This is a genomic window from Arthrobacter sp. MDT2-16 (assembly GCF_054510925.1).
Window position 1 is genome coordinate 205,805 of the sequence record NZ_JBTNDP010000005.1, and the last position, 25,798, is coordinate 231,602.

The window sequence follows — 25,798 nt, forward strand, 5'->3', positions numbered from 1 at the left end:
GGCCCGGTTCGGCGAGCGGAGGATGTCTGCAGGAGGTGTCGGCGGACGGGACTAGGCTTGTCCCATGACTCTTGCACTGTCGCGCGTCGGCCTCGCCCCGGACTACGTCGAGTACACGCAGGGCTGGGACATGCAGAAGGCGCTGCACGAGCAGGTGGTCGCCGGTACGGCGCCCAGCACGGTGCTCCTCCTCGAGCACACCGCCGTCTACACCGCCGGCAGGCGAACCGAGGACCACGAGCGACCCTTCGACGGGACGCCGGTGGTGCCGGTCGATCGCGGCGGGAAGCTCACCTGGCACGGTCCCGGGCAACTGGTCGGGTACCCCGTTCTCGCGCTGCGCGATCCCGCCCGGGTCGCCGAGTACGTCTCCACCCTCGAGGAGGTCATCATCGCCTCCCTCGGGACGTTCGGTATCGACGGCATCAGGATCGACGGCCGGTCCGGCGTATGGCTGGCCGCGGCGGACGGGCGTCCGGCGCGCAAGATCGCGGCGATCGGCATCAGGGTCAAGGACCGCGTCACGATGCACGGCTTCGCCGTCAACTGCAGCAACGACCTCGCCCCCTTCCAGCAGATCGTCCCCTGCGGGATCAGCGACGCAGGCGTCACCTCCATCTCCGCCGAGTTGGGACGGACGGTCACCCCGGCGGAGGTCGTGTCGCTCATCGAAGCCGAACTGCGCAAGAATGAGGCGGTGCTGGTGGGCGAGGACGGCCCCGACACACCCCGAACGGACACCGCCGACACCGCCCCCGCGGACGGCACCGCCCGAGACACCCATCCAGAAGGAGCTTTCCTGTGAGTCTTGCCCCCGAGGGTCGCCGCCTGCTGCGCATCGAGGCGCGCAATGCCGAGACACCCGTCGAACGCAAGCCCGACTGGATCAAGGCGAAGGTCAACATCGGGCCGGAGTTCGTGTCGATGAAGAACCTCGTGAAGAAGGAGGGGCTGCACACCGTCTGCGAGGAGGCGGGGTGCCCGAACATCTTCGAGTGCTGGGAGGACCGCGAGGCCACCTTCCTGATCGGCGGTTCGGAGTGCACGAGGCGGTGCGACTTCTGCCAGATCGACACCGGCAAGCCGCAGCCGCTCGACCGCAGCGAGCCCTTCAAGGTGGCGCAGTCCGTCCGGTCCATGAACCTGCGCTACGCCACCGTGACGGGCGTGGCCCGCGACGACCTGCCCGACGAAGGCGTCTGGCTGTATGCCGAGACCATCCGGCAGATCCACAGCATGAACCCCGGCACGGGCGTGGAGATCCTCATCCCCGACTTCTCCGGCCGCCCCGAGCACATCGCGGCCATCTGCGACGCGGCACCGGAGGTCTTCGCGCACAACGTCGAGACGGTCCCCCGTATCTTCAAGCGCATCCGCCCGGCCTTCCGGTACGAGCGCTCACTCGACGTGATCACGCAGGGGCGCGACCGAGGCATGGTCACCAAGTCCAACCTGATCCTCGGGATGGGGGAGACGCGCGAGGAGATCTCCGCTGCGCTCCGGGATCTTCACGATGCGGGATGCGACCTCATCACGATCACGCAGTACCTGCGGCCGAGCGAGCGTCACCTTCCCGTGGACCGGTGGGTCAAGCCCGCCGAGTTCGTGGAGCTCAGCGAGGAGGCGGAGCAGATCGGCTTCCTCGGTGTCATGAGCGGGCCGCTCGTGCGCTCCTCGTACCGCGCCGGCCGCCTCTGGGCCCGCGCCATGAGGAAGAAGGGACTCGAACTTCCCCCGGAACTCGCCCACCTGGACGACTCCGGATCGGCCTCGCAGGAGGCGTCCTCGCTCCTGGCCGGCTAGTCACACGCAGGACGGCGGCCGCCCGCCGCCGCCGTCGTCGTCCCGGCATCCCGTAGAATCGAAGCACTATGTCACACGCGATCGATCCTTCAGGCCCCCCGCCCAGACGACGGCTGTTCTCCCGCAAGCCGAAAGCCGAGAAGGGGCCCAAGAAGACCGGGCGCATGAAGCAGGTGGCCGAGGTCTTCAAGATGACGCGGCGCAATGATCCCAGTGTGGTCTGGTTCATGCTGCTGGCCTTCGTCGGCATCATCGCCGTGGGGCTGCTCATCGGCCTCCTGATCAACAACGTCATCACCCTGATGATCATCGCGATCCCGCTGGCGTTCCTCGCGGCGATCTTCATCCTGTCGCGCAGGGCCGAGCGGGCGGCGTTCTCCCAGATCGAGGGGAGGCCCGGCGCCGCCGGTGCGGCCCTCAGCGTCCTGCGCCGCGGATGGATCCTGCAGGAGCAGCCGGTCGCCGTGAACCCGCGGACGCAGGACGCCGTGTTCCGCGTCATCGGACGACCCGGCGTCATCCTCGTCTCCGAGGGTCCGTCCACGCGGGTGAAGCAGCTGATCGACGGCGAGAAGCGCAAGATGGCGCGCATCATCCCCAACGTACCCGTGCACGTGATCGAGACGGGCCGCGACGAACGCCAGGTCCCGCTGGCGAAGGTCCCGAAGGCGGTGCAGAAACTGAAGAAGACCCTCACCAAGCAGGAGGTGCACGCGGTCGACAAGCGGCTGACGGCCCTCGGCACGAAGCTGCCGATCCCCAAGGGCGTGGACCCCATGCGCGCCCGCCCGGACCGCAAGGCCATGCGCGGTCGCTGACGAGCCGAACGAAGGGCCCCTCCCCACCGGGGAGGGGCCCTTCGTGTATCCGGAGGCGTACCGGGAGAGGCGCCGGAGACGCCGGGAGGCGTGTCAGATGCGGAACAGTCCGGTGTTCCGGACGCGGTCGTGGAGTCCCCGCTGGTCGGGATCGATGACGAGCGGCGGGATCACGAGGCACAGCAGCACGCTGCGGATGAGCGCCGTCAGGAAGCCGGCGGGCCTGCCGTCGAGTGTCTGCACCTGCATCCGCAGGATGCGGTGACCGATGCTGTAGCCGAAGAAGCCGACGAACAGGACCTGCTCCACGAGGAAGATGGCCAGCGTCGCGACGCCGTCGTAGCCGAAGAAGGCCGCCGAGAGCAGCGAGCAGATTAGCCAGTCGATCAGGAGTGCCCCCGCCCTGGGGCCGAAGCGGGCTATCGACCCGGGCCCCGATTCGGGACGCCCCAGCCTCTGCCCGGGCCACTGCTGATCGCCCGACGGCGGCGGGCCCTCCATCCACGAGCCCAGGTCCTGTCTGTTCACCACGCCTTCCAGCCTACCGGCAGCCGCCCGGCGCATTATGCCTCCGCCCATCCGAAGGCGCTAGGGTGAAGAGCGCAGTTCACGTCAAGTAACGTCCCGGAAACAACAACGACACCGGCGGGAAACTGCCCGCTCCTACAGTTGGGACGAGTCGGCGGCAGCGTTTCCTCCTGCCAGAGCTCGTGACCACTGAGCGGAGCAGGGACACGCGCTGGCGCCGGGTCGTTCCCCCAGCCATGCGTTAGGAGCATGAATCGATGTTTATAAATGCGGACGAGGTCCTCACATTCATCGCCGACGAGGACATCAGGTTCGTCGATGTCCGCTTCACCGATCTCCCGGGAGTGCAGCAGCACTTCAATGTCCCCGCGAAGTCGGTCGATGCGGACTTCTTCATCCACGGCCAGCTCTTCGACGGGTCCTCGATCCGCGGTTTCCAGGGCATCGCAGAGTCGGACATGCAGCTCATCCCGGACGTGACCACCGCGTTCATCGACCCCTTCCGCACCGAGAAGACCCTCGCGCTCAACTTCTCCATCGTGAACCCGCGGACCGGTGACCCCTACCACCGCGATCCGCGCAGCGTCGCCGAGCGGGCCGAGGCCTACCTGTCCTCGACCGGCATCGCGGACACCGCGTTCTTCGCTCCCGAAGCCGAGTTCTTCATCTTCGACAACGTGCAGTACGAGTCCTCCCCGCAGGGCAGCTTCTACAAGGTCGACTCCATCGAGGCACCCTGGAACAGCGGCCGCGAGGAGGCCGGCGGCAACCTCGGCAACAAGACGCCCTTCAAGGGCGGGTACTTCCCCGTGTCCCCCGTCGACAAGCAGGCCGACCTCCGCGACGCGATCTGCGTCGAGCTGGACAAGGCCGGCCTCGAGGTCGAGCGTTCGCACCACGAGGTGGGCGGTGCAGGCCAGGCGGAGATCAACTACAAGTTCACCACCATGACGCACGCTGCGGACGACCTGCAGAAGTTCAAGTACATCGTGAAGAACGTCTCCGACGCGTGGGGCAAGACGGCCACGTTCATGCCGAAGCCCGTCTTCGGGGACAACGGCTCGGGCATGCACTGCCACCAGTCGCTGTGGAGCGGCGGCCAGCCGCTGTTCTACGACGAGCGCGGCTACGCCGGCCTGTCCGACATGGCCCGCTGGTACATCGGCGGACTGCTCAAGCACGCCTCGGCCGTCCTCGCCTTCACCAACCCGACGGTGAACTCCTACCGCCGCCTGGTGAAGGGCTTCGAGGCCCCGGTCAACATGGTCTACTCGCAGGGCAACCGCTCCGCCGGTATCCGTATCCCGATCACCGGCTCGAACCCGAAGGCCAAGCGCATCGAGTTCCGCGCGCCGGACCCCTCGTCGAACCCGTACCTGGCGTTCGCCGCGCAGCTCATGGCAGGCCTGGACGGCATCAAGAACCGCATCGAGCCCGCCGAGCCGATCGACAAGGACCTCTACGAGCTCCCCGCCGAGGAGGCCAAGGACATCCAGAAGGCGCCCGGCTCCCTGGAGGAGGCCCTGCTGGCCCTCGAGGCGGACAACGAGTTCCTGCAGGCCGGCGACGTGTTCACCCAGGACCTGATCGACACGTGGATCGACTACAAGCGTGAGATGGAGATCAAGCCGCTCTCGCTGCGCCCGAACCCCTACGAGTTCGAGCTCTACTACGGCGTCTAGCAGCACCTGGCACCACCAGCACGGAACGACGACGGCGGCCCTCCCTCCACGGGACGGCCGCCGTCGTCGTTCCCTCGACGGGAACGACTAGTACCCGTAGAAGTGCCGCTCGAAGACGGCCCTGCTGCGCCGCGTCACGCGCAGGTAGTCCTCCTCGAGGTCCGCGCCGCTGCCGGGCCCGTATCCGCACCACCGCGCGACCGCCTCGAGGTCGCGGCGGGGGGACGGCAGCAGGTCGGAGCCGCGCCCCGTCCAGATGACGTTCGCGGCACGGATGCGCGTGGCCAGGCTCCAGGCGTCCCGGAGCGTGGCGACGTCCTCGGCGGGGAGCAGTCCCTCCGCCTCGATCACCTCGAGTGCGGCCAGCGTGGACTGCACGCGCAGCGCGGGGACCGCCCGGGCGTGCTGGAGCTGCAGCAGCTGCACGAGCCACTCCACGTCGCTCAGCGCGCCGCGCCCGAGCTTCAGGTGCCGCGACGGGTCGGCGCCGCGCGGGAGCCGCTCGGACTCCACCCTGGCCTTGATGCGACGGATCTCCCGCACGTCCGTCTCGCCGAGCTCCTTCGGGTACCGCACGGGGTCGATGACCTCCAGGAACTCGGCGGCCAGCCCGTCGTCGCCAGCAAGGGGCCGTGCCCGCAGCAGCGCCTGCGCCTCCCAGACGAGCGACCAGCGCCGGTAGTACTCGCGGTAGGACTCCAGGGACCGCACCATCGCGCCCTGCTTGCCCTCCGGGCGGAGGGCGGCGTCGATCTCGAGGACGCGCTCGGCGAGCACCGGCGGCTTGCACGGCTGGGTGAGGAGGGCGGCGAGCCGGGACACGATCGCCTCCGCCTGCTTCTGCGCCGCCGCCTCGTCGGCGCCCGGGAACGGACGGTGGACGTAGATGACGTCGGCGTCCGAGCCGTAGGTGATCTCCCGGCCGCCCTGGCGTCCCATCGCCATGACGACGACGTCGGTGAGCTGCTCCTCGGTGGCGAACACCGCGGTCTCGGCCACGTGCAGGGCGCCGAGGATCGCGGCGCGGTCGGCGTCGGCGAGCGCCTCTCCCACCTGCATCTGCGACAGCAGTTTCGAGCTGTCGGCGACCGCGATGCGCAGCAGCTCCCGACGGCGGATCAACCGGATCAGCCGGATGGCCTCCCCCTGCTCCGGATGCCGCGACATCTTCGACCGGATCTCCTGCCACTGCGCGTCGAAGGTGTCCGGGACCAGTGCGGCGTCGGAGCCGAGCCACTGCGTCGACTCGGGTGAGACCTCCAGCAGGTCGGTGATGAAGCGGCTGCTGGAGAGGACGGCGCAGAGCCGCTCGGCGGCGGCGTTGGAGTCGCGCAGCATCCCGAGGTACCAGTGGCTCTCCCCCAGCGACTCGCTGAGGCGGCGGAACCCGAGCAGGCCGGCGTCGGGGTCCACGCCGTCGGCGAACCACCCCAGCAGGATGGGCAGCAGCTGCCGCTGCAGCATCGCACGCCGCCGGAGACCGCCGGTGAGGGCCTCGATATGGCGCATGGCCCCCCTCGGGTCCAGGTAGCCCAGTGCGGCGAGGCGGGCCTGCGCTGCCTCGGCCGTCAGCTGGACGTCCTCCGGCCGCAGTGTCGCCACATTGTTGAGCAGGGGCCGGTAGAAGATCGACTCGTGGAGCCGCCGAACGAGCTTCCGGGTCCGCTGCCACGTGTCGTGAAGGGTCTGGGGGCTCGGGCGCACGGTGACCAGGCAGCCCTGCGAGGACCGGGCGAGGGCCCGCAGCGCGAACTCGTCCTCGGGCATCAGGTGCGTGCGGCGCATCTGCATGAGCTGGATGCGGTGCTCGAGTACCCGCAGGTAGCGGTAGGCGTCGTCGAGGTCGAGGGCGTCGGAGCGTCCGATGTACCCGGCGGAGCTGAGCGCGCCGATCGCGGTGACGGTGTCCCGGACGCGCAGCGACTCGTCCAGCCGCCCGTGCACGAGCTGCAGCAGCTGGACCGTGAACTCGACGTCGCGCAGGCCGCCCGGGCCCAGCTTGAGCTGGCGTCCCTCCTCCTCGCGCGGGATGTTGTCGGTGACCCGGCGTCGCATGGCCCGGACGGCCTCCACGAACCCCTCGCGCTGCGAGGACGCCCACACGAACGGGGCGATGGCCTCCTCGTAGCGGCGGCCCAGCTCCGGATCGCCGGCCGCGGCCCGGGCCTTCAGGAGCGCCTGGAACTCCCAGGTCTTCGCCCAGCGCTCGTAGTAGGAGATGTGGGACTGCAGCGTCCGGACCAGTTGCCCGTCCTTGCCTTCGGGGCGGAGGTTGGCGTCGACCTCCCAGAGCGCCGGCTCCGGCCCGGCCGAGTAGACGCCGCGGGACATGCCGGAGGCGAGTGCCGTGCCGATCCGGGTGACCGTGGTGTCGTCGACGTCGTCGCCCTCCACCACGTACACGACGTCGACGTCGGAGATGTAGTTCAGCTCGCGCGCGCCGGTCTTGCCCATGGCGATCACCGCGAGGCGGACGCGCGCGACGACGTCGGCCCCGTACACCTCGCCGAGCTCCGCGCGGGCGACGGCCAGCGACGCCTCGAGCGCCGCGGTGGCGAGATCGGCGAGTTCGCGGCCGACGACGGGCAGGTAGTCGACCGGCACGCAATGACCGAGGTCCCGCACGGCGAGGTCCGTCAGGTGGCGCCGGTACGTCACCCGCAGCCGGCGATAGGCGTCAGGGCCGGTGATGCCCGCCACGGGGTTGTCCTGCGACGGGTCGGCGTCGACGGACAGCAGCAGCTCGGACCGCAGGCTCTCGGGCCCGACGACGGCCGGCGTCATCGGGCCTGGCTTCACCACGTCGAGGTGCTCGGGGCGGCGCATGAGGAACTCGCCGAGGGCCTCGGAGGCGCCCAGGAGCCGGAACAGCGGGCCGCGCCGCCCTTCCTCGGAGAACGCGGCCAGGGTGGCCTTCCGGCTGCCCGCCAGCAGGCGGACGAAGGACTGCAGGGCGAGATCGGGGTCGGCGGCCGCGGCGAGACCGGCGAAGAGGTCGTCGTCGTTCAGGCCCTGCAGCTCGGGAGCGTCCAGGAACCGCCGGCTCTTGTCGAGGTCCGTGAAGCCGTAGCTGATCAGCTTGCGGTTGAGGCTCATCCCCCAACCCTAGCCATGTCTCCGCCGGCCCCGGCAGGCACTACAGGATGTTCAGGTTCCGGCGCAGCTCGTACGGCGTCACCTGGATGCGGTAGTCGCGCCACTCGGCGCGCTTGTTGCGCAGGAAGTTCTCGAAGACCTGCTCGCCCAGGATGTCCGCCACCAGCTCCGAGTCCTCCATGACGCGGATCGCGTCGTGCAGGCTCGCCGGCAGCGGGTCGTGGCCCATCGCGCGGCGCTCGGCCGCCGTCAGGCTCCAGACGTCGTCCTCGGCCGCCGCGGGGAGTTCGTAGCCCTCCTCGATGCCCTTGAGTCCTGCACCCAGGAGCACCGAGTAGGCGAGGTAGGGGTTGCTCGCGGAGTCGATGCCCCGGTACTCGATGCGCGCGGACTGGCCCTTGTTGGGCTTGTAGAGCGGTACGCGCACCAGTGCCGAGCGGTTGTTGTGGCCCCAGGAGAGGTAGCTGGGCGCCTCCCCTCCACCCCAGAGCCGCTTGTACGAGTTGACGAACTGGTTCGTCACCGCCGTGAACTCGGGCGCGTGCCGCAGGATGCCCGCGATGAACTGGCGCGCCGTCCTCGAGAGCTGGAACTCGGCACCGGCCTCGAAGAACGCGTTCGTGTCCCCCTCGAACAGTGAGAAGTGGGTGTGCATGCCGGAGCCGGGATGTTCGGAGAAGGGCTTGGGCATGAAGGTCGCATAGCTGCCGGAGGTCAGTGCCACCTCCTTGATGATGGTGCGGAACGTCATGATGTTGTCCGCGGTCTGCAGCGCGTCGGCGTAGCGCAGGTCGATCTCGTTCTGGCCGGGCCCTGCCTCGTGGTGGCTGAACTCCACGGAGATGCCGACCGACTCGAGCATCGCCACGGCGTTCCGCCGGAAGTCCTGGGCCACCCCGCCGGGGACGTGGTCGAAGTAGCCGGCGGAGTCCACGGGGACGGGCTGGCCGTCCACGCCCAGCTCGGCGGACTTCAGGAGATAGAACTCGATCTCGGGATGGGTGTAGCAGGTGAACCCCATGTCGGCGGCCTTCGCCAGCGTCTTCTTCAGGACCCCGCGGGGATCGGCCGCGGAGGGCTGGCCGTCAGGGGTGAGGACGTCGCAGAACATGCGCGACGTCTGCTCCTTCTCGCCCCTCCACGGGAGGATCTGGAAGGTCGCGGGGTCGGGCTGGGCGAGCATGTCCGATTCGTAGACGCGCGCCAGTCCCTCGATCGAGGAGCCGTCGAACCCGAGGCCCTCCTCGAAGGCGCCCTCCACCTCGGCCGGAGCGAGTGCGACCGACTTCAGGGATCCGACGACGTCTGTGAACCACAGGCGCACATAGCGGACGTCCCGCTCCTCGATGGTGCGCAGTACGAACTCCTGCTGCCGATCCATGGCAACCCCTCTTCCTGTCCTCGTCGCCCCCGCAGGGCGGGCGGTCCGCGCCCGTCGTGGGCATCCGGCGCCCTACCCGGCACGTGCCGCCGGATACGCCGGCGCCCGCCTCGAATACTCTACTGACCCGACTCTACTGACCTCCGGGGGTCCATCGGGTGCGCGGGTCTCCGCCCGGTCCGGCGTGCCGCCGTCCGATAGTCTCGTTGCATGACTTCCGCCGAACTGCCAGCACCCTACGGAGCGGGAGCGGGCAGCACCCCGGCTCCTGCCGCGGACGCACCAGCGGGCGCGACGCCGGCCGGCCGGGTCCGCATCCACCACCTCCAGCAGGCCAAGGACCAGGGCACGCGCTTCGCGATGCTGACGGCGTACGACCAGTACGCGGCCCAGGTGTTCGACGAGGCCGGCATCGAGGTGCTCCTCGTAGGCGATTCGGCCGCCAACAACGTGCTGGGGCACGCCACGACCCTGCCCATCACCCTCAACGAGATGATCCTGTTCAGCCGCGCGGTGAGCAGGGCGGCCAGCCGCGCCCTCGTGGTCGCGGACCTGCCCTTCGGCAGCTACGAGGTGTCGCCGGAGCAGGCCGTGGAATCCTCCGTCCGGCTCCTCAAGGAGGGCCTGGTGCACGCGGTCAAGATGGAGGGCGGCGCCGCCTATGCGGACACCGTGCGTGCCCTCGTCCGCGCCGGCATCCCGGTCATGGCGCACGTGGGCTTCACCCCGCAGAGCGAGCACGCGCTCGGCGGCTACCGGGTGCAGGGCCGCGGGGAGGCGTCGCAGCGCATCGTGGACGACGCCGTCGCCCTCGCCGATGCCGGGGCTTTCTGCGTGCTGATGGAGATGGTGCCCGCGGCGACCGCGGACGCCGTCGATGCGGCCGTCCGGGTACCGACCATCGGGATCGGCGCCGGGCCGGGCACCACGGGGCAGGTGCTGGTCTGGCAGGACATGGCGGGGCTGCGCGGGGGCAGGCAGGCGAGGTTTGTCAAGCAGTACGCGGAGGTGCGGACGGTCCTCGCGGACGCCGCGCGGGCGTATGCGGACGATGTCCGCGCCGGGACCTTCCCCGGGCCGGAGCACACCTTCTAGGGCTGGCGCCGCTAGTCGTCCTCCCGGTCGCAGCCGCTAGTCGTCCTCCCGGTCCCAGGCGTCGTTGCGCTGCTGGACCTTCTCCAGGGCCTTCTCCGCTTCCCCACGGGTGGCATAGGGTCCGATGAGCTGGGACCAGTCCGATTGCCGGTCCTCCTCGACCTCGTGCGTGCGCACGTTGAACCAGTACTCCGTCATGTCGACCTCCTAGATCCACGGAAAGCGTCGGGTCATCAACGGTCCCGGGGGACACCACCACTTCCGTGGCCTCCCCGCGCCCGCTATAGGATCAAGGGTATGCCCCTGTCTTCCGCCACCGCTCCCCTCGGGACACTGACACCCGGCACGGTCTCGCCGCAGCGACCGGTCCCGCCGGGCATCGCCCGGCCCGAATACGTGGGCCGCAAGGCTCCCGCGCCCTTCACGGGCTCGGAGGTGAAGACGCCGGAGACGATCGAGCGGATCAGGACCGCCGGCAGGATCGCGGCACAGGCGATCGTCGAGGTGGGCCGGCACGCGGTGCCCGGCATCACCACCGATTCCCTCGACAGGATCGGGCACGAGTTCCTGCTCGATCACGGCGCCTACCCCTCGACCCTCGGGTACCGCGGCTTCCCCAAGTCCCTGTGCTCGTCCCTCAACGAGGTCATCTGCCACGGCATCCCCGACACGACCGTCCTGCAGGACGGCGACATCCTGAACATCGACATCACCGCGTACAAGGACGGCGTGCACGGCGACACGAACTACACGTTCTGCATCGGCGACGTCGACGAGGAGTCGCGTCTGCTCGTGGAACGCACCCAGGAGTCCCTGAACCGGGCCATCCGCGCGGTGGCGCCCGGCCGGGAGATCAACGTCATCGGCCGCACCATCGAGTCCTACGCGAAGCGGTTCGGTTATGGTGTTGTCCGTGACTTCACCGGGCACGGCGTCGGCGAAGCGTTCCACACGGGCCTGATCATCCCTCACTACGACGCCGCCCCCGCCTACAACCGCGTCATCGAACCGGGCATGGTCTTCACCATCGAACCGATGCTCACGCTCGGCACCATCGACTGGACCATGTGGGCGGACGACTGGACCGTCGTCACGAAGGACCGCAAGAGGACAGCGCAGTTCGAGCACACGCTCGTTGTCACCGACCGCGGCGCGGAGATCCTGACCCTGCCCTAGCGCAGCCGCCCCGCGGATGCCTGCCCGACCACCGCTCGACACCGCTGGACACCGCTCGACACCGCCCAGCACTGCCCCACTGCCCCCTTCCGGCTCACGCCGGCCCCTCTCGACGGAGAATCACGGAGAATCATGGCCAAGGACACCGACAAGAAGAAATCGAAGAAGCTCCCCGCGACGGTCATCGGCGTCGACATCGGCGGCACCGGCATCAAGGGTGGCATCGTCGACCTTGCCAAGGGCGTGATCGTCGGTGAGCGCTACCGTATCCCGACGCCCCAGCCGGCCACGCCGGAGGCCGTGGCCGAGGTGGTCGGGCAGATCGTGGCCGAGCTGTCCTCACGTCCGGGGGGGCCGGCCGCGGACGTGCCGGTCGGTGTCACCTTCCCCGCCATTATCCAGCACGGCGTCGCGCGGTCGGCGGCGAACGTGGACAAGAGCTGGGTGGACACCGATGTCGACGCCCTGTTCACGGCCGTCCTCGGACGCGACGTCCACGTGATCAACGACGCCGACGCCGCCGGCCTCGCAGAGGTCCGCTACGGCGCGGGCAAGGGCAAGATGGGCACCGTCCTGGTGATCACCCTGGGCACCGGCATCGGGTCCGCCTTCATCTTCGACGGCAGGCTGGTGCCGAACGCCGAACTCGGACACCTCGAGATCGATGGGCACGACGCCGAGACGAAGGCCTCGGCAGTGGCCCGTGAACGGGACGGGATCGGCTGGGACGAGTACGCCGTACGCCTCCAGCGCTACTTCTCGCACGTCGAGTTCCTCTTCTCGCCCGAGCTGTTCATCGTCGGCGGCGGCATCTCGAAGCGGAGCAGCGAATACCTGCCGGCCCTGAAGCTGCGCACGCCGATCATCCCGGCCGAGCTCCGCAATCATGCGGGCATCGTGGGCGGGGCGCTGCAGGCCGCGCTGCTCTTCACGCCGAAGGCCTGACCCGGGACGCCGCCCCTGCAGCGAGAAGCCCGGTCCGGATGTCCCGGACCGGGCTTCTCCCGTCTCCACGGTCCTGCCACGGGGGCGGAGGTGGAACCGGTGGTGGCGTCGGCTTCCCCTCCGCAGCCACCACCGGGGTCTTGTAGGGCGCTACCGCGCCGTCAGGGGCCGTTGCGCGCCGCTCGGCACGCGCTCGTTGTCCTGTGCCTGCCGGCGCAGGGTCTCGATGGCTTCCTCGAAGTCCTCAAGGGACTCGAAGCCCTGGTACACGCTCGCGAAGCGCAGGTACGCGATCTGGTCGAGCTTCCGCAGGGGTCCCAGGATCGCGAGGCCCACCTCGTGCGCGTCGATCTCGGCGACGCCGCTGGCGCGGACGTTCTCCTCGACCTCCTGGGCGAGCAGCGCTAGGTCGTCCTCCGTGACCGGACGGCCCTGGCAGGCCTTCCGCACGCCGTTGATGATCTTCGAACGGCTGAACGGCTCCCCGGCACCGGAGCGCTTGACCACGCTGAGGCTCGTCGTCTCCACGGTGCTGAAGCGTCGGCCGCACTCGGGACACTGGCGGCGGCGACGGATGGCCGAGCCGTCGTCGCCGAGGCGGCTGTCCACGACGCGGGAGTCTGGATTGCGGCAGTACGGGCAGTACATGCGCCCCCCTCTCCCGCTCTGGATCTACCGTTGCACCAAGTTTAGGACTACATGTGGTGAAAGAACAACACTGTAATTACCAGATGTAGTGGGTCACGGCGTGTCGTTCCCGAAACGCGCCGTGACCGCCTCCCCGTGCGCGGGGAGGTTCTCGGCACCGGACAGGGTCACGATCGACGACGCCACCTCGCGCAGCGCCTCGCGGTCGTAGTCCACGAGCTGGACCGCCCGCAGGAACGTGGTGACGTTCAGCCCGGAGGCGAAGGCCGCGGTGCCGCCGGTCGGCAGCACGTGGTTGGAGCCGGCGCAGTAGTCGCCGAGGCTGACGGGGCTGTGGGCGCCGACGAAGATGGCCCCGGCGTTGCGGATGCGGCCCGCCACGGCGGCGGCGTCCGCTGTGTGGATCTCGAGGTGCTCCGCCGCGTAGGCGTCGCACACCGCGATCCCGTGGTCGATGTCCTCGACGAGGATCACGCCGGACTGCGGACCGGAGAGCGCCGTCCGGACCCGGTCGGCGTGGCGTGTCGCCGCGGCACGTACCTGGAGCGCCTCGATGACGGCGGCGGCGAGTTCCTCGGAGTCGGTCACCAGGACGGACGCCGCCTGCGGGTCGTGCTCGGCCTGGCTCACGAGGTCGGCGGCCACGAGGTCGGCGTCGGCGGCGGCATCGGCGAGGACGGCGATCTCCGTGGTGCCCGCCTCCGAGTCGATGCCCACGCGTCCGCGGACGAGCCGCTTGGCCGTGGCCACGAAGACGTTGCCCGGTCCGGTGACCACGTTGACGGGGTCGATGGACAGCTCCGCCCCGGAGTCGGGGATGCCGTAGGCGAGGGCCGCCACGGCCTGCGCCCCGCCCATCGCGTACACCTCGGTGACCCCGAGCATCGACGCGGCCGCGAGGATCACGGGGTGCGGCCACCCGCCGAACTCCTTCTGCGGGGGCGATGCGAGGGCGATCGAACCGACGCCGGCGGCCTGCGCCGGCACGACGTTCATGACCACGGAGGACGGGTAGACGGCGAGCCCACCGGGGACGTAGAGGCCCACGCGCTCCACGGGGACCCACTTGTGCGTCAGGCGCGCACCGGGCGCGATCTCCACCCCGACGTCGGCGGGGACCTGGGCGCGGGCGAAGATCCGGGCGCGGCGGATGGCCTCCTCGAGGGCGCCGCGGACGTCGTCGTCGAGCCCGGACACCGCCGCCGCGATGACCTCGGCGGGCACGCGCGGGTGGTCCTGCTCGACGCCGTCGAACCGAAGGGCGAGGTCCCGGAGGGACGCGAGACCGCGGGCCCGGACGTCGTCGATGATCGCCTGCACGGCGGCCTCGGAGGACGTGGCACTGCCTGCGGCCCGCGGCATGGCGCTCCTCAGCTCACCGGCGGACAGGGTCCGGCCGCGCAGGTCGATGGTCCGGAAGCCGACGGGCCGGTCGGCAGGAGAGGGGGTGCTGGGCGCTGAAGTCACCGGACGAGTCTATCGGGAGGCGCACCCGGCGCGGCCCGTGCGGTCACCGGTACCGCCCGCATCGGCGTCGGGTCCGGCGTCGGGTCCGGCGTCAGGTCCGGCGGCGTGCGAGCCCGATCAGGGCCGTGACGAAGATGACGACCGCCGCCGTCGCCGGCCAGATCGCGAGGGCGCCGTAGGACTGCAGCAGGAAGGAGGAGCCCGGCAGGTCGTCCGTCCCGTGGGGGCCGAGCAGGTGGGCGAGCCCTTCGCCCACCCCGAGGGCGAGGAGTGAACCGAGGATCGACCCTCCGACGGCGGCCAGGATGCGGGTGGGCGCCCCGGGGAGTTCCAACCGGAGGGCGACGACGGCTCCCACCGCGATGCCGGCCACCAGTTCGAGGCCGGCGAGGGTGAGGTCGCGCAGCACCCAGTCGCCGGCGACCTCGGGGTCACCGAACAGGCGCCCGGTGGGAGCGAGGAGCCACCAGGCAGCACCCAGCAGGGCGCCGAGCAGGACCGTGGAGCCGAGCCACCAGAGGACACCGGCGGGGGGCACGGACCGCCGGTCCTCGGCGACGGCGTAGACCGGCGGCGGATAGGTGCTCGATCCGGTGTCCGGCTGCTGGCTGGCGCGCATGACTTCTACATTAACAAACCCTCCCGCGCCCGGGGACCGCGCCTAGGGTGGGAGGAGCGGCGCGAGCCGTGACCGGCACGGGTCCGTCCGCACACCGCGCTGCCCTGCCCCTACCTCCCGGAGGAACCCGTGAACATTCCCAGCACCGCCCCGGCGGGCCAGCCGTCAGCCCTCGTTCCGCACGGCGAGTCCTTCCGCGAGGTGTTCCGCCGCCACGCCGCCGGCGTCGCGATCATCACCGCCACGTACGACGGCGTCCCCTACGGCTTCACCGCCACCTCCGTGGCGTCGCTGTCCGCGGAGCCTCCGCGGTTCTCCTTCAACATGGCGCGGACATCGTCCTCGTGGCCGGCGGTGGCGAACACGAACTTCGTGGGTGTGCACATGCTCAGCACCGAGAACGAGGGACTGGCGAACCGCTTCGCGCGCACGAAGGACCGCTTCACCGGGGACCACTGGGAGCCCGGGCCGGAGGGCGTGCCCGTCCTCAGGGACGTCGCCGGCTGGCTCGTGGGCCGGATCAGCATGCGCCTGTCCTTCGAGAACAACGCCGTGGTGGTCGCCGAGGTCGTCGCCGCGAGCATCGGCCCCGACGGCGCCCCCCTGCTGTACCACGGCGGGAGCTACGGCACCCCGACGGCCACCGACTACGTGATCTGAGCCCGCCGGTCCTCCGCCAGGTACCCGTCGGGCGCCCGTCAGGCGTCGAGGCAGGCCGGCCCCAGCAGCACCTTCAGGTCACCGAAGAGCCCCGGCGTCGGGTTGACCCGCAGGTCCACGCCGAGCTTCATGACCTCGACCTTGCGGGAGCCGTTGAGCCGGATGAGGACCTCGCTGGTACCCGGGTGCGTCCGCAAGACGTCACCGAGCGCCGTCACGGCCGTCTCCGTGGCCTTGTGCTGCAGCATCGAGATCACCACCGGGCCCGAATGGCCCTCACTGAGGTCCGGCACCGTCAGTTCCTGCGCGTTGAGCATCACGGCGCCGTCGTCCCTGCGCTGCAGGCGCCCCCGGACCACCACGATGAGGTCCTCCGCGAGGACGGCCGAGATTGGTCCGTACACCTGTCCGAAGAACATCACCTCCATGGACCCCGAGAGGTCCTCCACCTCGGCCCGGGCGTAGGCGTTGCCGCTGTTCTTGGCGATCCTGCGCTGCAGGGAGGTGATCATCCCCGCGATCGTCACGATCGCGCCGTCCGCCGGCCCCTCCTCGCCGATGATCGACGGGATCGAGGCGTCCGCGTGCTGGCCGAGGATGCCCTCGAGTCCCTGCAGCGGGTGGTCGGAGACGTAGAGGCCGAGCATGTCGCGTTCGAAGGACAGCTTGTCCTTCTTGTCCCACTCCGGCAGGTCGGGCACCTCGACGGACAGCCCGCCCACGCTCCCGCCGTCCGGATCGTCGAACGCGCTGAAGAGGTCGAACTGGTTCGCCGCCTCGTTGCGCTTGAGGACGATCACGGAGTCCACGGCCTCCTCGTGGATCATCGCGAGCGCGCGGCGCGGATGCCGGAGCGAGTCGAAGGCGCCGGCCTTGATGAGCGACTCGATGGTGCGCTTGTTGCACACCACGGCGGGCACCTTCTGCAGGAAGTCGCTGAACGAGGCGAACGCCCCCTTCTCCTCGCGCGCGCCCACCATCGCGCCGACCACGTTCGCGCCGACGTTGCGGATGGCCCCCATGCCGAAGCGGATGTCCTTGCCCACGGGGGTGAAGTTGACGCTGGACTCGTTGACGTCCGGCGGCAGCACGGTGATGCCCATGCGGCGGCACTCGTTGAGGTAGATGGCCAGCTTGTCCTTGTCGTCGCCGACGCTGGTGAGCAGGGCCGCCATGTACTCGGCCGGGTAGTGCGCCTTCAGGTACGCCGTCCAGTAGGACACCAGGCCGTAGGCGGCGGTGTGGGCCTTGTTGAACGCGTAGTCGGAGAAGGACTCCAGCACGGTCCACAGCTTGTCCATCGCGGCCTGGGAGTAGCCGTTGGCCTTCATGCCCGCGAAGAAGTCCGCCTGCTGCTTGTCCAGCTCCGACTTCTTCTTCTTACCCATCGCTCGGCGGAGCATGTCCGCCTGGCCGAGGGTGAAGTTGGCCAGCTTCTGGGCGGCGCTCATCACCTGCTCCTGGTACACGATCAGGCCGTACGTGCCGCCGAGGATCTCCTCGAGGGGGCCCTCGAGCTCCGGGTGGATGGGCTCGATGTCCTGCAGGCCGTTCTTGCGCAGCGCGTAGTTCGTGTGCGAGTTCACGCCCATGGGACCCGGCCGGTACAGCGCCAGGACGGCGGAGATGTCCTCGAAGTTGTCGGGGCGCATGAGCTTCAGCAGGGACCGCATCGGCCCGCCGTCGAGCTGGAAGACACCCAGGGTGTCGCCGCGCGCCAGGAGTTCGTAGGACGCCTTGTCGTCGAGTTCGAGGTCCTCGAGGACCAGGTCGGTGTCCTTGTTGGCCTTGATGTTCTCGACGGCGTCCGTGATGATCGTCAGGTTCCTCAGGCCGAGGAAGTCCATCTTGATCAGCCCGAGGCCCTCGCAGGTGGGGTAGTCGAACTGCGTGATGATCTGGCCGTCCTGCTCACGGCGCATGATCGGGATGATGTCGATCAGCGGGTCGGAGGACATGATGACACCGGCCGCGTGCACGCCCCACTGGCGCTTCAGCCCTTCGAGCCCGAGGGCCGTCTCGAACACCTTCTCGGAGTCGGCGTCGGTCTTCAGCAGCTCGCGCAGCTCCTCGGCCTCCGAGTAGCGCTTGGCGTTCTTGTTGTGCACGTCCGCCAGGGCCAGGCCCTTGCCCATGACGTCCGGCGGCATGGCCTTCGTGAGGCGCTCCCCCGTGGAGAACGGGTAGCCCATGACGCGGGAGGAGTCCTTGAGTGCCTGCTTGGCCTTGATGGTGCCGTACGTGACGATCATGGCAACGCGCTCGTCGCCGTACTTCTCCGTCACGTACCGGATGACCTCGGAGCGGCGGCGATCATCGAAGTCGACGTCGAAGTCGGGCATGGACACGCGCTCGGGGTTGAGGAAACGCTCGAAGATCAGGCCGTGCTTGAGGGGGTCGAGGTCGGTGATGCGCATGGCGTACGCCACCATGGACCCGGCGCCCGAGCCGCGGCCGGGGCCCACGCGGATACCGTTGTTCTTGGCCCAGTTGATGAAGTCGGCCACCACGAGGAAGTAGCCAGGGAAGCCCATCTGCGTGATGACGCCCACCTCGAACTCCGCCTGCTTGCGGACGTCGTCCGGGACGCCGGCGGGATAGCGGTACTGCAGCCCCGTCTCGACCTCCTTCACGAACCAGGACTGCTCGTTCTCCCCCTCCGGCACGGGGAAGCGCGGCATGTAGTTGGCCTTGGTGTTGAACGAGACGTCGCACCGCTCGGCGATGAGCAGCGTGTTGTCGCAGGCCTCGGGGTAGTCGCGGAAGATGGCGCGCATCTCGGCGGGCGACTTCAGGTAGAACTCGTCGGCGTCGAACTTGAAGCGCTTCGGGTCCGCGAGCGTGGACCCGGACTGCACGCAGAGCAGCGCCGCGTGCGCCTTCGAGTCCTCCGCGTGCGTGTAGTGCAGGTCGTTGGTGGCCACGAGCGGCAGGCCGAGCTCCTTCGCGAGCCGGATGAGATCCGCCTTCACGTTCCGCTCGATGTCGAGCCCGTGGTCCATGAGCTCGCAGAAGTAGTTATCTGCGCCGAAGATGTCGCGGAAGTCCGACGCCGCCTGCCTTGCCTCGTCGTAGAGGCCGAGCCGGAGCTTGGTCTGGACCTCGCCGGAGGGGCAGCCCGTGGTGGCGATGAGTCCCTTGCCGTAGGTCTGGAGCAGGTCGCGGTCCATGCGCGGCTTGTACAGGTAGCCCTCGAGGGAGGCCAGTGAGGACATCCGGAAGAGGTTGTGCATCCCCTCGGTGGTCTCGGACCACAGGGTCATGTGGGTGTAGGCGCCGGCACCGGACACGTCGTCGCGCCCTCCGCCGCCCCACTGCACGCGGGTGCGGTCGCTGCGGGCGGTCCCGGGAGTGACGTAGGCCTCGACGCCGATGATCGGCTTGATGCCGGCGCTGGTGGCCTTGCTCCAGAAGTCGAAGGCCCCGAACACGAACCCGTGGTCGGTGGTCGCGAGGGCCTTCATCCCGAGTTCCTCGGTGTGGCTGAACAGGTCCGTCAGTCGGGCCGCACCATCGAGCATCGAGTACTCGGTGTGGTTGTGGAGATGGACGAACGAGTCTTCGGATGCAGGAGTAGCCACCCCCCGAGTCTAGTGCTCCCCCACCCCCTCGGCGGCCGCCGAGACCGTCGTCCGACGTCGGTACGGCGTGTCCCGCGGGGCCGCTCGGGTGTGTCGGACGAGGCCCTCCGAAAGGTCAGACGAGGCCGCTGGTCAGGGCCATGAGAGCGTACGCGAGGTCCACCGGGTAGGGGCTCGTCACGCTGACCGGCTCCCCCGTCACCGGGTGGGCGAAACCCAGACGGTGCGCGTGGAGCCACTGCCGCGTGAGGCCGAGCTCGGCGGCCAGCCGCGGATCCGCCCCATAGGTGAGGTCGCCCGCGCAGGGGTGGCGGAGGGCCGAGAAATGCACGCGGATCTGGTGCGTCCTGCCCGTCTCGAGGTGCACCTCCACGAGGCTCGCCCGGCCGAAGGCCTCCAGCACCTCGTAGTGGGTCACGGAGTCCCGGCCCCCGTCCATGACGGCGAAGCGCCACTCGTGGTGCGGGTGCCGGCCGATCGGTGCATCGATGGTGCCCTGCAGCGGTTCGGGCAGGCCCTGCACCACCGCGTGGTACACCTTGTCGACCGTGCGCTCCTTGAAGGCACGCTTCAGCGCCGTGTAGGCGGGCTCGGTCTTGGCGACCACCATCGCCCCCGAGGTCCCGACGTCGAGGCGGTGGACGATCCCGACGCGCTCGGGAGCGCCCGAGGTCGAGATGCGGTAGCCCGCTGCGGCCAGGGCCCCGACGACGGTGGGGCCCACCCAGCCCGGCGAGGGGTGGGCTGCGACGCCCACAGGCTTGTCGACGACCACGAAGTCCTCGTCGTCGAGCAGGATGCCCATGCCGTCGACCGCCTCCGGGATGACGCGGTGCCTGTCCTCGGGATCCGGGACGTCCACGTCGACGCGGTCCCCGGCGTGGACCCGATCCGACTTCGCCAGCGGGATGCCCCCGCGCCGCACCCGGCCGTCGGAGCACCACTGCGCCACGGCCGACCGTGAGACCTCCAGCAGCCGCGCCAGGGCCGCATCGACGCGGCTCCCGGCATCGGCCTCGGGGACGAGGATCTCCTGGTGGTCAGCGGTCACGGTCGTCCTGCTCCCCCCCGGCGGGTCCGGCATCGGCGCCGGTCTCCGCGGCGGGCTGCTCATCCGTGCTGCGCGTGCCGTCCATGCCGATCCCCCGCAGCGTCAGGATGCAGATGAGCACCACCCCGCTGACGACGGCGGAGTCGGCGATGTTGAAGATGGCGAAGTTGGGCAGCGCGATGAAGTCCACCACGTGGCCCTGGCCGAACGACGGCTCCCGGAGGAGGCGGTCGGTGAGGTTGCCGAGGGCCCCGCCGAGCACGAGCCCGAGCGCGACGGCCCAACCCCAAGACGCGACGCGCCGGACCTGCAGCACGATGGCCGTGGCGACGACCACCATGATGATCGTGAACACCCAGGTGTAGTCCGTGCCGATGGAGAACGCTGCCCCGGGGTTGCGGATGAAGCGCCAGTCCAGCAGGGGCGGGAGCACGGGGATGACCTGTCCCTCGGTCATGGTCGTGACGACCCACCACTTGGTGAGCTGGTCGAAGGTGTAGGCGACCACGGTGCACAGCAGCATGAGGGCGCCGTACCGCGCGGGGATCCTCCGGGCGTGGGCCGGGTCCCCGGTGGGAAGGGACTCGGCTGGCTGGTGCTCGTTCACGGTGCATCCAAGGTGTAGGCGCTGCGGGGGGCTGCCGCCGGGGCGGCTGGGACGGCGGAAGGGCCGGTGCCGGGGATCGCGCCCCCGGCCACCGGCCCTTCCACTGGAGGCCCGACACGCATCGGTCGGACCGGTCGTCTGCTAGGAGGCCGACGCGTCGGACGCGAGCGAGCCGCGGGCGTCCAGATCGCGCAGCTGGCCCTCGATGTAGGCCTTGAGGCGCTGGCGGTAGTCGCGCTCGAAGCCGCGCAGCTGCTCCACCTTGCTCTCGAGCACGGTCTTCTGCTCCTCGAGGTCCCCGAGGGTCTTGCGGCTCTTCTCCTGGGCGTCGTCGACCAGGCCGGTGGCCTCGATCTGAGCCTCGGCGATGATCTTGTCGCGCTGCTCCACCCCGGCGTTGACGTACTCGTCGTGCAGGCGCTGGGCCATGGCGAGCACGCCCGCGGCGGACTCTGCCGAGCCGGTGGAAGCTGTGGCGGGGGTGGCGGGAACGGCGGCGGGCGACGGCGTCTCGACGTCGGCGACGATCCCGGTGGCGTCGTCCCCGCTGACGGCTTCCGTGCTCGTGCTGGCCGCGACGGGGGCCGGGATGGTCCCGGTCTGCGGGGCGTCGGACGGGCCGTCCGAGACCCGGCGGCGCAGTTCCTCGTTCTCGGAGTTCAGGCGGCGGAGTTCGACGACGATCTCGTCGAGGAAGTCGTCCACCTCGTCCTGGTCGTAGCCCTCGCGGAACTTGGTCGGCTGGAACCTCTTGTTGACAACGTCTTCTGGCGTCAAAGCCATCTGGTCACCTCATACTCATAGGAGCCGTCCGCCCCGAAGGGCAGGCAGGGCTGTGGTACCGATTCATGGACATGATCTCGTGACTCACGTCGGACTGTGCATCAGCGTATATCTTCTGGAACTTCATTCCGAAACGGACTCGGTGGCTATCGCGCGAGCCCTTCGGACACGGACATCAGGATGAGCACGACGATGAACAGCACCAAGAAGGCGAGATCGAGCTGCACGCCACCCAGTCGGAGCGGCGGGATCAGCCGGCGGAGGGCATTGATGGGCGGGTCGGTCACCAAGTAGACGCCGGAGGCGAGGACCAGCGCCGACTTCTGGGGACGCCAGTCCCGCGCGAAGCCCTGCACGGCGTCGTAGACGATCCGCAGGATCAGGGCGAGCTGGAACAGCATCAGTACCAGGTAGATCAGGGCGAATACCAAACTCACGGAGCAGTTCCAGTCCTTCGGGCCATCGGAGGGTCGGCGACCGTCGTGGCCGCGCCGGTCAGCTCTGGTTGAAGAAGCTGGTCTGCGCCTCGCTCGCCTTCAGGTCCTCGCCGAGGACTTCAATATACGACGGCGAGAGCAGGAACACCTTATTGGTGACCCGCTCGATGCTGCCGTGCAGACCGAAGACGAGGCCGGCCGAGAAGTCGACGAGCCGCTTCGCGTCGGCCTCGCCCATGTCGGTGACGTTCATGATCACGGGGATGCCGTCCCGGAAGCTCTCACCGATGAGCTTGGCGTCGTTGTAGGAGCGTGGGTGGATCGTGGTGATCTGGCGCAGGGCCGCGGAGTCCTCACGCGACGACGGCGCACGCTTGATGGGTGTCACGGGTGCACGGTACTCCTCGGCGGGGGCCACCCGGGTCACGGCGGGGGCCGGCTCGAGGTGGCGTTCGTCGCGGTCGTAATCCACTGAATAGTCCTCGTTCCTGCTGTGCGCGCTCTTCGTTTCGGGCTCGTAGTGCTCATCACCATCGGCGAGCCCAAGGTAGATCATCGTCTTGCGCAGTGCGCCAGCCATGGTGACTCCTGTTCTGAGAGAGAGTGGATTGGGGGGTTCCGGGGGGTGGGCCGCACGAAGCGCACCCACCGGTCCGGCTGCCCGTGGTGCCGCCGTTCCAGCTCAGAGGCTACCCCACGGCCGGACGCGGACCGAGGACATCAGAACCGATCCGCAGGTGTGTCGCACCGGCGGCGACGGCGGCCTCGAGATCGCCGCTCATGCCGGCGGAGATGCCCGTCGCCGAGGGGTCCACGGCCTGCACGACGGCGGCGATCCGCAGCAGCTGCGCGAATGCGTCGGCCGGCTCCGCGCCGAGCGGTGCGACCGCCATGACGCCGGCGAGGCGCAGTCCGGTCGTTCCTGCGACGGCGGTGGCCAGCCCGGCCGCCTCCTCGGGGAGGGCACCGCCCCGGCCCGACGTGGCACCGGGATCGAGCGTGAACTGCAGGTAGCACGCGAGGTCCCCGCGCGGGGGCAGCCCCTCCGCCGTCCGCCGTGCCTGTTCTGTGCCCATCGCCTTCCCGAGCGCCGCGACGAGCGGAGCGCGGTCCACCGAGTGCACGCTGGAGGCGTACCTGACCACCGATCTGGCCTTGTTGGTCTGCAGCTGTCCGATGAAGTGCCACCGCACGTCCAGGTCCTCGAGCTCGGTGGCCTTCGCGGCGGCCTCCTGGTCCCGGTTCTCGCCCAGGTCGGTGACCCCGAGTCCGGCGAGGATCCGCGCATCGGACGCCGGGAAGTACTTGGTGACGACGATCAGCTCCGGTTCGCTCCGCCGGGCCGCCGCCGCGGCTGCGGTGATCCGGGCACGGACGGCATCGAGCCTGCCGGCGAGATCTCGGACCCGGTCCTGATCGGGTGCGGCGCCTCCCCCGTCGACACTCACGTCCGCCAGACCAGTCCGGCGATGCGGCCGGCTCCCGGGGCGCGACGGTGGGAGTAGAGTCCCGCGTTCTCCAGGGTGCAGGGCGCTCCGGCACCGGACAGCTGCCCCACCACCACGCCCGCATCGTCGAGCTGACGTCGGACCGCCGCCGGCAGGTCCAGGGCAGGCCTCCCGCTGGGCGTCCGCGATGCGGCCTCGGGCAGGGACTGCGCCATGGCGAGCATCATGTCCTCGGGTACCTCGTAGCAGGATCCGCAGACCGACGGCCCGATCCACGCCGTGAGGTCCCCGGCGCCCTGGTCCCTGAGGGCGGTCGTCGCCTTGGTGACGATCCCGTTGCCGACGCCTGCGCGGCCGGCATGCACGACCGCCGTCGCGCCCGTCCCTCCGTCCGTGACCGACGCGTCGGCGAGGACGATCGGCACGCAGTCGGCCACCAGGACCGCGAGCGGGTGCGTCCCGGTGCGGGACACCATGCCGTCGGCGTCCGGCGCGCCGGGATGGTCCTCCACCGCGCCGGCGGTGGGAACGGTGGATCCGAGGACGGCCACGCGGTCGGAGTGCGTCTGGCTCATGAAGCGCAGCGATCCCGAGGGGATCCCCATGGACGCCTCGAGCCGCCGACGGTTGCCGCGGACCCCGTCCGCGTCGTCCCCGACGTGCAGCGCGAGGTTACCCGCGGCCGCCGAGGTGAAGGCGACCCGGAGCCCCGGACGGACCTCCTCGTTCCAGTAGAACGGGGAGTCCTGTCCGGGACCCGCGGCAGCGTGCACCGACTACTTCAGGAAGTCGGGTACGTCGAGGTCGTCCGAACGGCCGGCCGAGAGGTCGGGCTCCACGATCGCGGGGAGGTCGACGTCGAAGCCGGAGTCGGCGGGTACGGCCTGCATGTTCTGCGCGCGCTGCTGCGACCAGGCGCCGAGGCCGGCGGTCGCCGGTACACGCTGGTGGTCGCTGCCGACGCTCGGGGCCACGGCGGGACGCGATGCGGGTGCAGCGGCGGCGGCGGGCTGCGAGGTGGCGTCGACCTGGTCGAAACCGGCAGCGATGACCGTCACCCGTGCCTCGTCGCCGAGCGCATCGTCGATGACGGCACCGAAGATGATGTTCGCCTCCGGGTGCGCGACCTCCTGGACGAGGCGGGCGGCCTCGTTGATCTCGAAGAGGCCGAGGTCCGAGCCGCCCTGGATCGACAACAGGACGCCGTGGGCGCCGTCGATCGACGCCTCGAGCAGCGGCGATGCGATGGCCAGTTCCGCCGCCTTGACGGCCCGGTCCTCGCCGCGGGCGGAGCCGATGCCCATGAGGGCCGAGCCGGCGCCCTGCATGACGGACTTCACGTCGGCGAAGTCGAGGTTGATCAGGCCCGGTGTGGTGATGAGGTCCGTGATGCCCTGGACACCGGAGAGCAGCACCTGGTCGGCCGAGCGGAACGCGTCGAGCATCGAGACGTTGCGGTCGCTGATGGACAGCAGGCGGTCGTTCGGGATGACGATGAGGGTGTCGACCTCCTCGCGCAGCGTGTCGATGCCGCTCTCGGCTTGGTTGGAACGGCGCCGACCCTCGAACGTGAAGGGGCGCGTCACCACGCCGATGGTCAGGGCGCCCAGGGAGCGTGCGATGCGCGCCACGACGGGGGCGCCGCCGGTCCCGGTCCCGCCACCCTCGCCGGCGGTCACGAAGACCATGTCGGCCCCGCGCAGGACCTCCTCGATCTCCTCCGAGTGGTCCTCGGCGGCGCGGCGACCGACCTCGGGGTCCGCTCCTGCGCCGAGGCCGCGCGTGAGCTCGCGTCCGACGTCGAGCTTGACGTCGGCGTCACTCATGAGCAGCGCCTGGGCGTCCGTGTTGATCGCGATGAACTCCACGCCGCGGAGCCCGACCTCGATCATCCGGTTGACGGCATTGACGCCGCCGCCGCCGATGCCGACGACCTTGATGACGGCCAAGTAATTCTGAGGTGCTGCCACGTC

Annotated in this window: 24 protein-coding genes; 8 read left to right on the forward strand and 16 right to left on the reverse strand. The window is 69.8% G+C overall.

Annotation, left to right across the window (positions count from 1 at the left end):
- The first annotated feature begins 64 nt into the window (after positions 1-64).
- The 3 genes from lipB to ACX80N_RS11015 all read left to right on the forward strand — a co-directional run bounded on the left by lipB (position 65) and on the right by ACX80N_RS11015 (position 2,621).
- Positions 65-805: a lipoyl(octanoyl) transferase LipB gene (gene lipB / locus ACX80N_RS11005; protein WP_459339422.1), complete on the forward strand. Its 741-nt coding sequence runs from the start codon at positions 65-67 to the stop codon at positions 803-805.
- Positions 802-1,803 (forward strand): lipoyl synthase, encoded by a 1,002-nt coding sequence (gene lipA, locus ACX80N_RS11010; RefSeq protein ID WP_105030524.1) that lies wholly within the window; start codon positions 802-804, stop codon positions 1,801-1,803. Before lipB ends, lipA begins: the two co-directional genes overlap by 4 nt.
- Positions 1,804-1,871: 68 nt before the next feature.
- Positions 1,872-2,621, forward strand: a complete 750-nt coding sequence (locus ACX80N_RS11015; protein WP_105030525.1) for a DUF4191 domain-containing protein — start codon at positions 1,872-1,874, stop codon at positions 2,619-2,621.
- Between the two features lie 93 nt (positions 2,622-2,714).
- On the opposite strand, the gene ACX80N_RS11020 is transcribed toward ACX80N_RS11015, so the two are convergent.
- Positions 2,715-3,152: an RDD family protein gene (locus tag ACX80N_RS11020; protein ID WP_459339423.1), complete on the reverse strand. Its 438-nt coding sequence runs from the start codon at positions 3,150-3,152 to the stop codon at positions 2,715-2,717.
- A 254-nt stretch (positions 3,153-3,406) separates the two neighbouring features.
- Here ACX80N_RS11020 and glnA point away from each other — a divergent pair, with 254 nt between their 5' ends.
- Positions 3,407-4,831: a type I glutamate--ammonia ligase gene (gene glnA / locus ACX80N_RS11025; RefSeq protein ID WP_459339424.1), complete on the forward strand. Its 1,425-nt coding sequence runs from the start codon at positions 3,407-3,409 to the stop codon at positions 4,829-4,831.
- An 87-nt stretch (positions 4,832-4,918) separates the two neighbouring features.
- Here the strand turns inward: glnA and ACX80N_RS11030 are convergent, their stop codons facing one another.
- A complete protein-coding gene (locus ACX80N_RS11030; RefSeq protein WP_459339425.1) occupies positions 4,919-7,927 on the reverse strand; it encodes a bifunctional [glutamine synthetase] adenylyltransferase/[glutamine synthetase]-adenylyl-L-tyrosine phosphorylase in 3,009 nt (1,002 codons plus the stop codon).
- A gap of 40 nt (positions 7,928-7,967) precedes the next feature.
- A complete protein-coding gene (locus ACX80N_RS11035) occupies positions 7,968-9,308 on the reverse strand; it encodes a glutamine synthetase family protein (RefSeq protein WP_105030529.1) in 1,341 nt (446 codons plus the stop codon).
- A 210-nt stretch (positions 9,309-9,518) separates the two neighbouring features.
- Between ACX80N_RS11035 and panB the strand changes: the two genes are divergently transcribed.
- Complete coding sequence (panB, locus tag ACX80N_RS11040) at positions 9,519-10,403, forward strand: 3-methyl-2-oxobutanoate hydroxymethyltransferase (RefSeq protein ID WP_459339426.1); 885 nt, start codon at positions 9,519-9,521, stop codon at positions 10,401-10,403.
- A gap of 36 nt (positions 10,404-10,439) precedes the next feature.
- Here the strand turns inward: panB and ACX80N_RS11045 are convergent, their stop codons facing one another.
- On the reverse strand, positions 10,440-10,601 hold the full coding sequence (locus tag ACX80N_RS11045; protein ID WP_126130568.1) for an SPOR domain-containing protein: 162 nt from the start codon (positions 10,599-10,601) through the stop codon (positions 10,440-10,442).
- A gap of 99 nt (positions 10,602-10,700) precedes the next feature.
- Between ACX80N_RS11045 and map the strand changes: the two genes are divergently transcribed.
- The gene (gene map / locus ACX80N_RS11050) at positions 10,701-11,579 is read left to right on the forward strand and encodes a type I methionyl aminopeptidase (RefSeq protein WP_459339427.1); all 879 of its coding nucleotides are present in this window, start codon (positions 10,701-10,703) and stop codon (positions 11,577-11,579) included.
- 132 nt (positions 11,580-11,711) lie between these two features.
- Positions 11,712-12,524, forward strand: coding sequence for a polyphosphate--glucose phosphotransferase (gene ppgK / locus ACX80N_RS11055; RefSeq protein ID WP_459339428.1), 813 nt, complete (start codon positions 11,712-11,714; stop codon positions 12,522-12,524).
- A 150-nt stretch (positions 12,525-12,674) separates the two neighbouring features.
- On the opposite strand, the gene nrdR is transcribed toward ppgK, so the two are convergent.
- The 3 genes from nrdR to ACX80N_RS11070 form a co-directional block, all read right to left on the reverse strand.
- The gene (nrdR, locus tag ACX80N_RS11060) at positions 12,675-13,172 is read right to left on the reverse strand and encodes a transcriptional regulator NrdR (protein ID WP_105030533.1); all 498 of its coding nucleotides are present in this window, start codon (positions 13,170-13,172) and stop codon (positions 12,675-12,677) included.
- Positions 13,173-13,265: 93 nt separating this feature from the next.
- Positions 13,266-14,639, reverse strand: a complete 1,374-nt coding sequence (hisD, locus tag ACX80N_RS11065; protein ID WP_459339429.1) for a histidinol dehydrogenase — start codon at positions 14,637-14,639, stop codon at positions 13,266-13,268.
- Between the two features lie 91 nt (positions 14,640-14,730).
- Positions 14,731-15,258, reverse strand: a complete 528-nt coding sequence (locus ACX80N_RS11070; RefSeq protein ID WP_459339430.1) for a hypothetical protein — start codon at positions 15,256-15,258, stop codon at positions 14,731-14,733.
- Between the two features lie 129 nt (positions 15,259-15,387).
- On the opposite strand from ACX80N_RS11070, the gene ACX80N_RS11075 reads away from it, so the two are divergent.
- Positions 15,388-15,918 (forward strand): flavin reductase family protein, encoded by a 531-nt coding sequence (locus ACX80N_RS11075; RefSeq protein WP_459339431.1) that lies wholly within the window; start codon positions 15,388-15,390, stop codon positions 15,916-15,918.
- A gap of 38 nt (positions 15,919-15,956) precedes the next feature.
- On the opposite strand, the gene dnaE is transcribed toward ACX80N_RS11075, so the two are convergent.
- From dnaE to ftsZ, 9 genes are all read right to left on the reverse strand, one after another.
- A complete protein-coding gene (dnaE, locus tag ACX80N_RS11080) occupies positions 15,957-19,499 on the reverse strand; it encodes a DNA polymerase III subunit alpha (protein ID WP_459339432.1) in 3,543 nt (1,180 codons plus the stop codon).
- A gap of 115 nt (positions 19,500-19,614) precedes the next feature.
- The gene (locus ACX80N_RS11085) at positions 19,615-20,550 is read right to left on the reverse strand and encodes an RluA family pseudouridine synthase (RefSeq protein WP_459339433.1); all 936 of its coding nucleotides are present in this window, start codon (positions 20,548-20,550) and stop codon (positions 19,615-19,617) included.
- Positions 20,540-21,097, reverse strand: a complete 558-nt coding sequence (lspA, locus tag ACX80N_RS11090) for a signal peptidase II (RefSeq protein ID WP_240614970.1) — start codon at positions 21,095-21,097, stop codon at positions 20,540-20,542. Before lspA ends, ACX80N_RS11085 begins: the two co-directional genes overlap by 11 nt.
- Positions 21,098-21,298: 201 nt before the next feature.
- The gene (locus tag ACX80N_RS11095; protein ID WP_105030538.1) at positions 21,299-21,940 is read right to left on the reverse strand and encodes a DivIVA domain-containing protein; all 642 of its coding nucleotides are present in this window, start codon (positions 21,938-21,940) and stop codon (positions 21,299-21,301) included.
- Positions 21,941-22,086: 146 nt separating this feature from the next.
- Complete coding sequence (locus tag ACX80N_RS11100) at positions 22,087-22,377, reverse strand: YggT family protein (RefSeq protein ID WP_459339434.1); 291 nt, start codon at positions 22,375-22,377, stop codon at positions 22,087-22,089.
- A 58-nt stretch (positions 22,378-22,435) separates the two neighbouring features.
- Positions 22,436-22,957, reverse strand: coding sequence for a cell division protein SepF (locus ACX80N_RS11105; RefSeq protein WP_105030540.1), 522 nt, complete (start codon positions 22,955-22,957; stop codon positions 22,436-22,438).
- A gap of 109 nt (positions 22,958-23,066) precedes the next feature.
- Positions 23,067-23,825 (reverse strand): YggS family pyridoxal phosphate-dependent enzyme, encoded by a 759-nt coding sequence (locus ACX80N_RS11110; protein WP_420808207.1) that lies wholly within the window; start codon positions 23,823-23,825, stop codon positions 23,067-23,069.
- Entirely contained in the window at positions 23,822-24,598 is a 777-nt protein-coding gene (locus tag ACX80N_RS11115; RefSeq protein ID WP_459339435.1) for a polyphenol oxidase family protein, read from the reverse strand. Before ACX80N_RS11115 ends, ACX80N_RS11110 begins: the two co-directional genes overlap by 4 nt.
- 3 nt (positions 24,599-24,601) lie before the next feature.
- On the reverse strand, positions 24,602-25,795 hold the full coding sequence (gene ftsZ, locus ACX80N_RS11120) for a cell division protein FtsZ (protein ID WP_105030542.1): 1,194 nt from the start codon (positions 25,793-25,795) through the stop codon (positions 24,602-24,604).
- Positions 25,796-25,798: the final 3 nt, after the last annotated feature.

Bases quoted from the DNA above. Each gene is read 5' to 3' on its own strand.
- lipB (WP_459339422.1), top strand. From the start codon at position 65: ATGACTCTTGCACTGTCGCGCGTCGGCCTCGCCCCGGACTACGTCGAG.
- ACX80N_RS11015 (WP_105030525.1), top strand. From the start codon at position 1,872: ATGTCACACGCGATCGATCCTTCAGGCCCCCCGCCCAGACGACGGCTG.
- glnA (WP_459339424.1), top strand. From the start codon at position 3,407: ATGTTTATAAATGCGGACGAGGTCCTCACATTCATCGCCGACGAGGAC.
- ACX80N_RS11030 (WP_459339425.1), bottom strand. From the start codon at position 7,927: ATGAGCCTCAACCGCAAGCTGATCAGCTACGGCTTCACGGACCTCGAC.
- ACX80N_RS11035 (WP_105030529.1), bottom strand. From the start codon at position 9,308: ATGGATCGGCAGCAGGAGTTCGTACTGCGCACCATCGAGGAGCGGGAC.
- panB (WP_459339426.1), top strand. From the start codon at position 9,519: ATGACTTCCGCCGAACTGCCAGCACCCTACGGAGCGGGAGCGGGCAGC.
- ACX80N_RS11045 (WP_126130568.1), bottom strand. From the start codon at position 10,601: ATGACGGAGTACTGGTTCAACGTGCGCACGCACGAGGTCGAGGAGGAC.
- map (WP_459339427.1), top strand. From the start codon at position 10,701: ATGCCCCTGTCTTCCGCCACCGCTCCCCTCGGGACACTGACACCCGGC.
- ppgK (WP_459339428.1), top strand. From the start codon at position 11,712: ATGGCCAAGGACACCGACAAGAAGAAATCGAAGAAGCTCCCCGCGACG.
- nrdR (WP_105030533.1), bottom strand. From the start codon at position 13,172: ATGTACTGCCCGTACTGCCGCAATCCAGACTCCCGCGTCGTGGACAGC.
- ACX80N_RS11070 (WP_459339430.1), bottom strand. From the start codon at position 15,258: ATGCGCGCCAGCCAGCAGCCGGACACCGGATCGAGCACCTATCCGCCG.
- ACX80N_RS11095 (WP_105030538.1), bottom strand. From the start codon at position 21,940: ATGGCTTTGACGCCAGAAGACGTTGTCAACAAGAGGTTCCAGCCGACC.
- ACX80N_RS11105 (WP_105030540.1), bottom strand. From the start codon at position 22,957: ATGGCTGGCGCACTGCGCAAGACGATGATCTACCTTGGGCTCGCCGAT.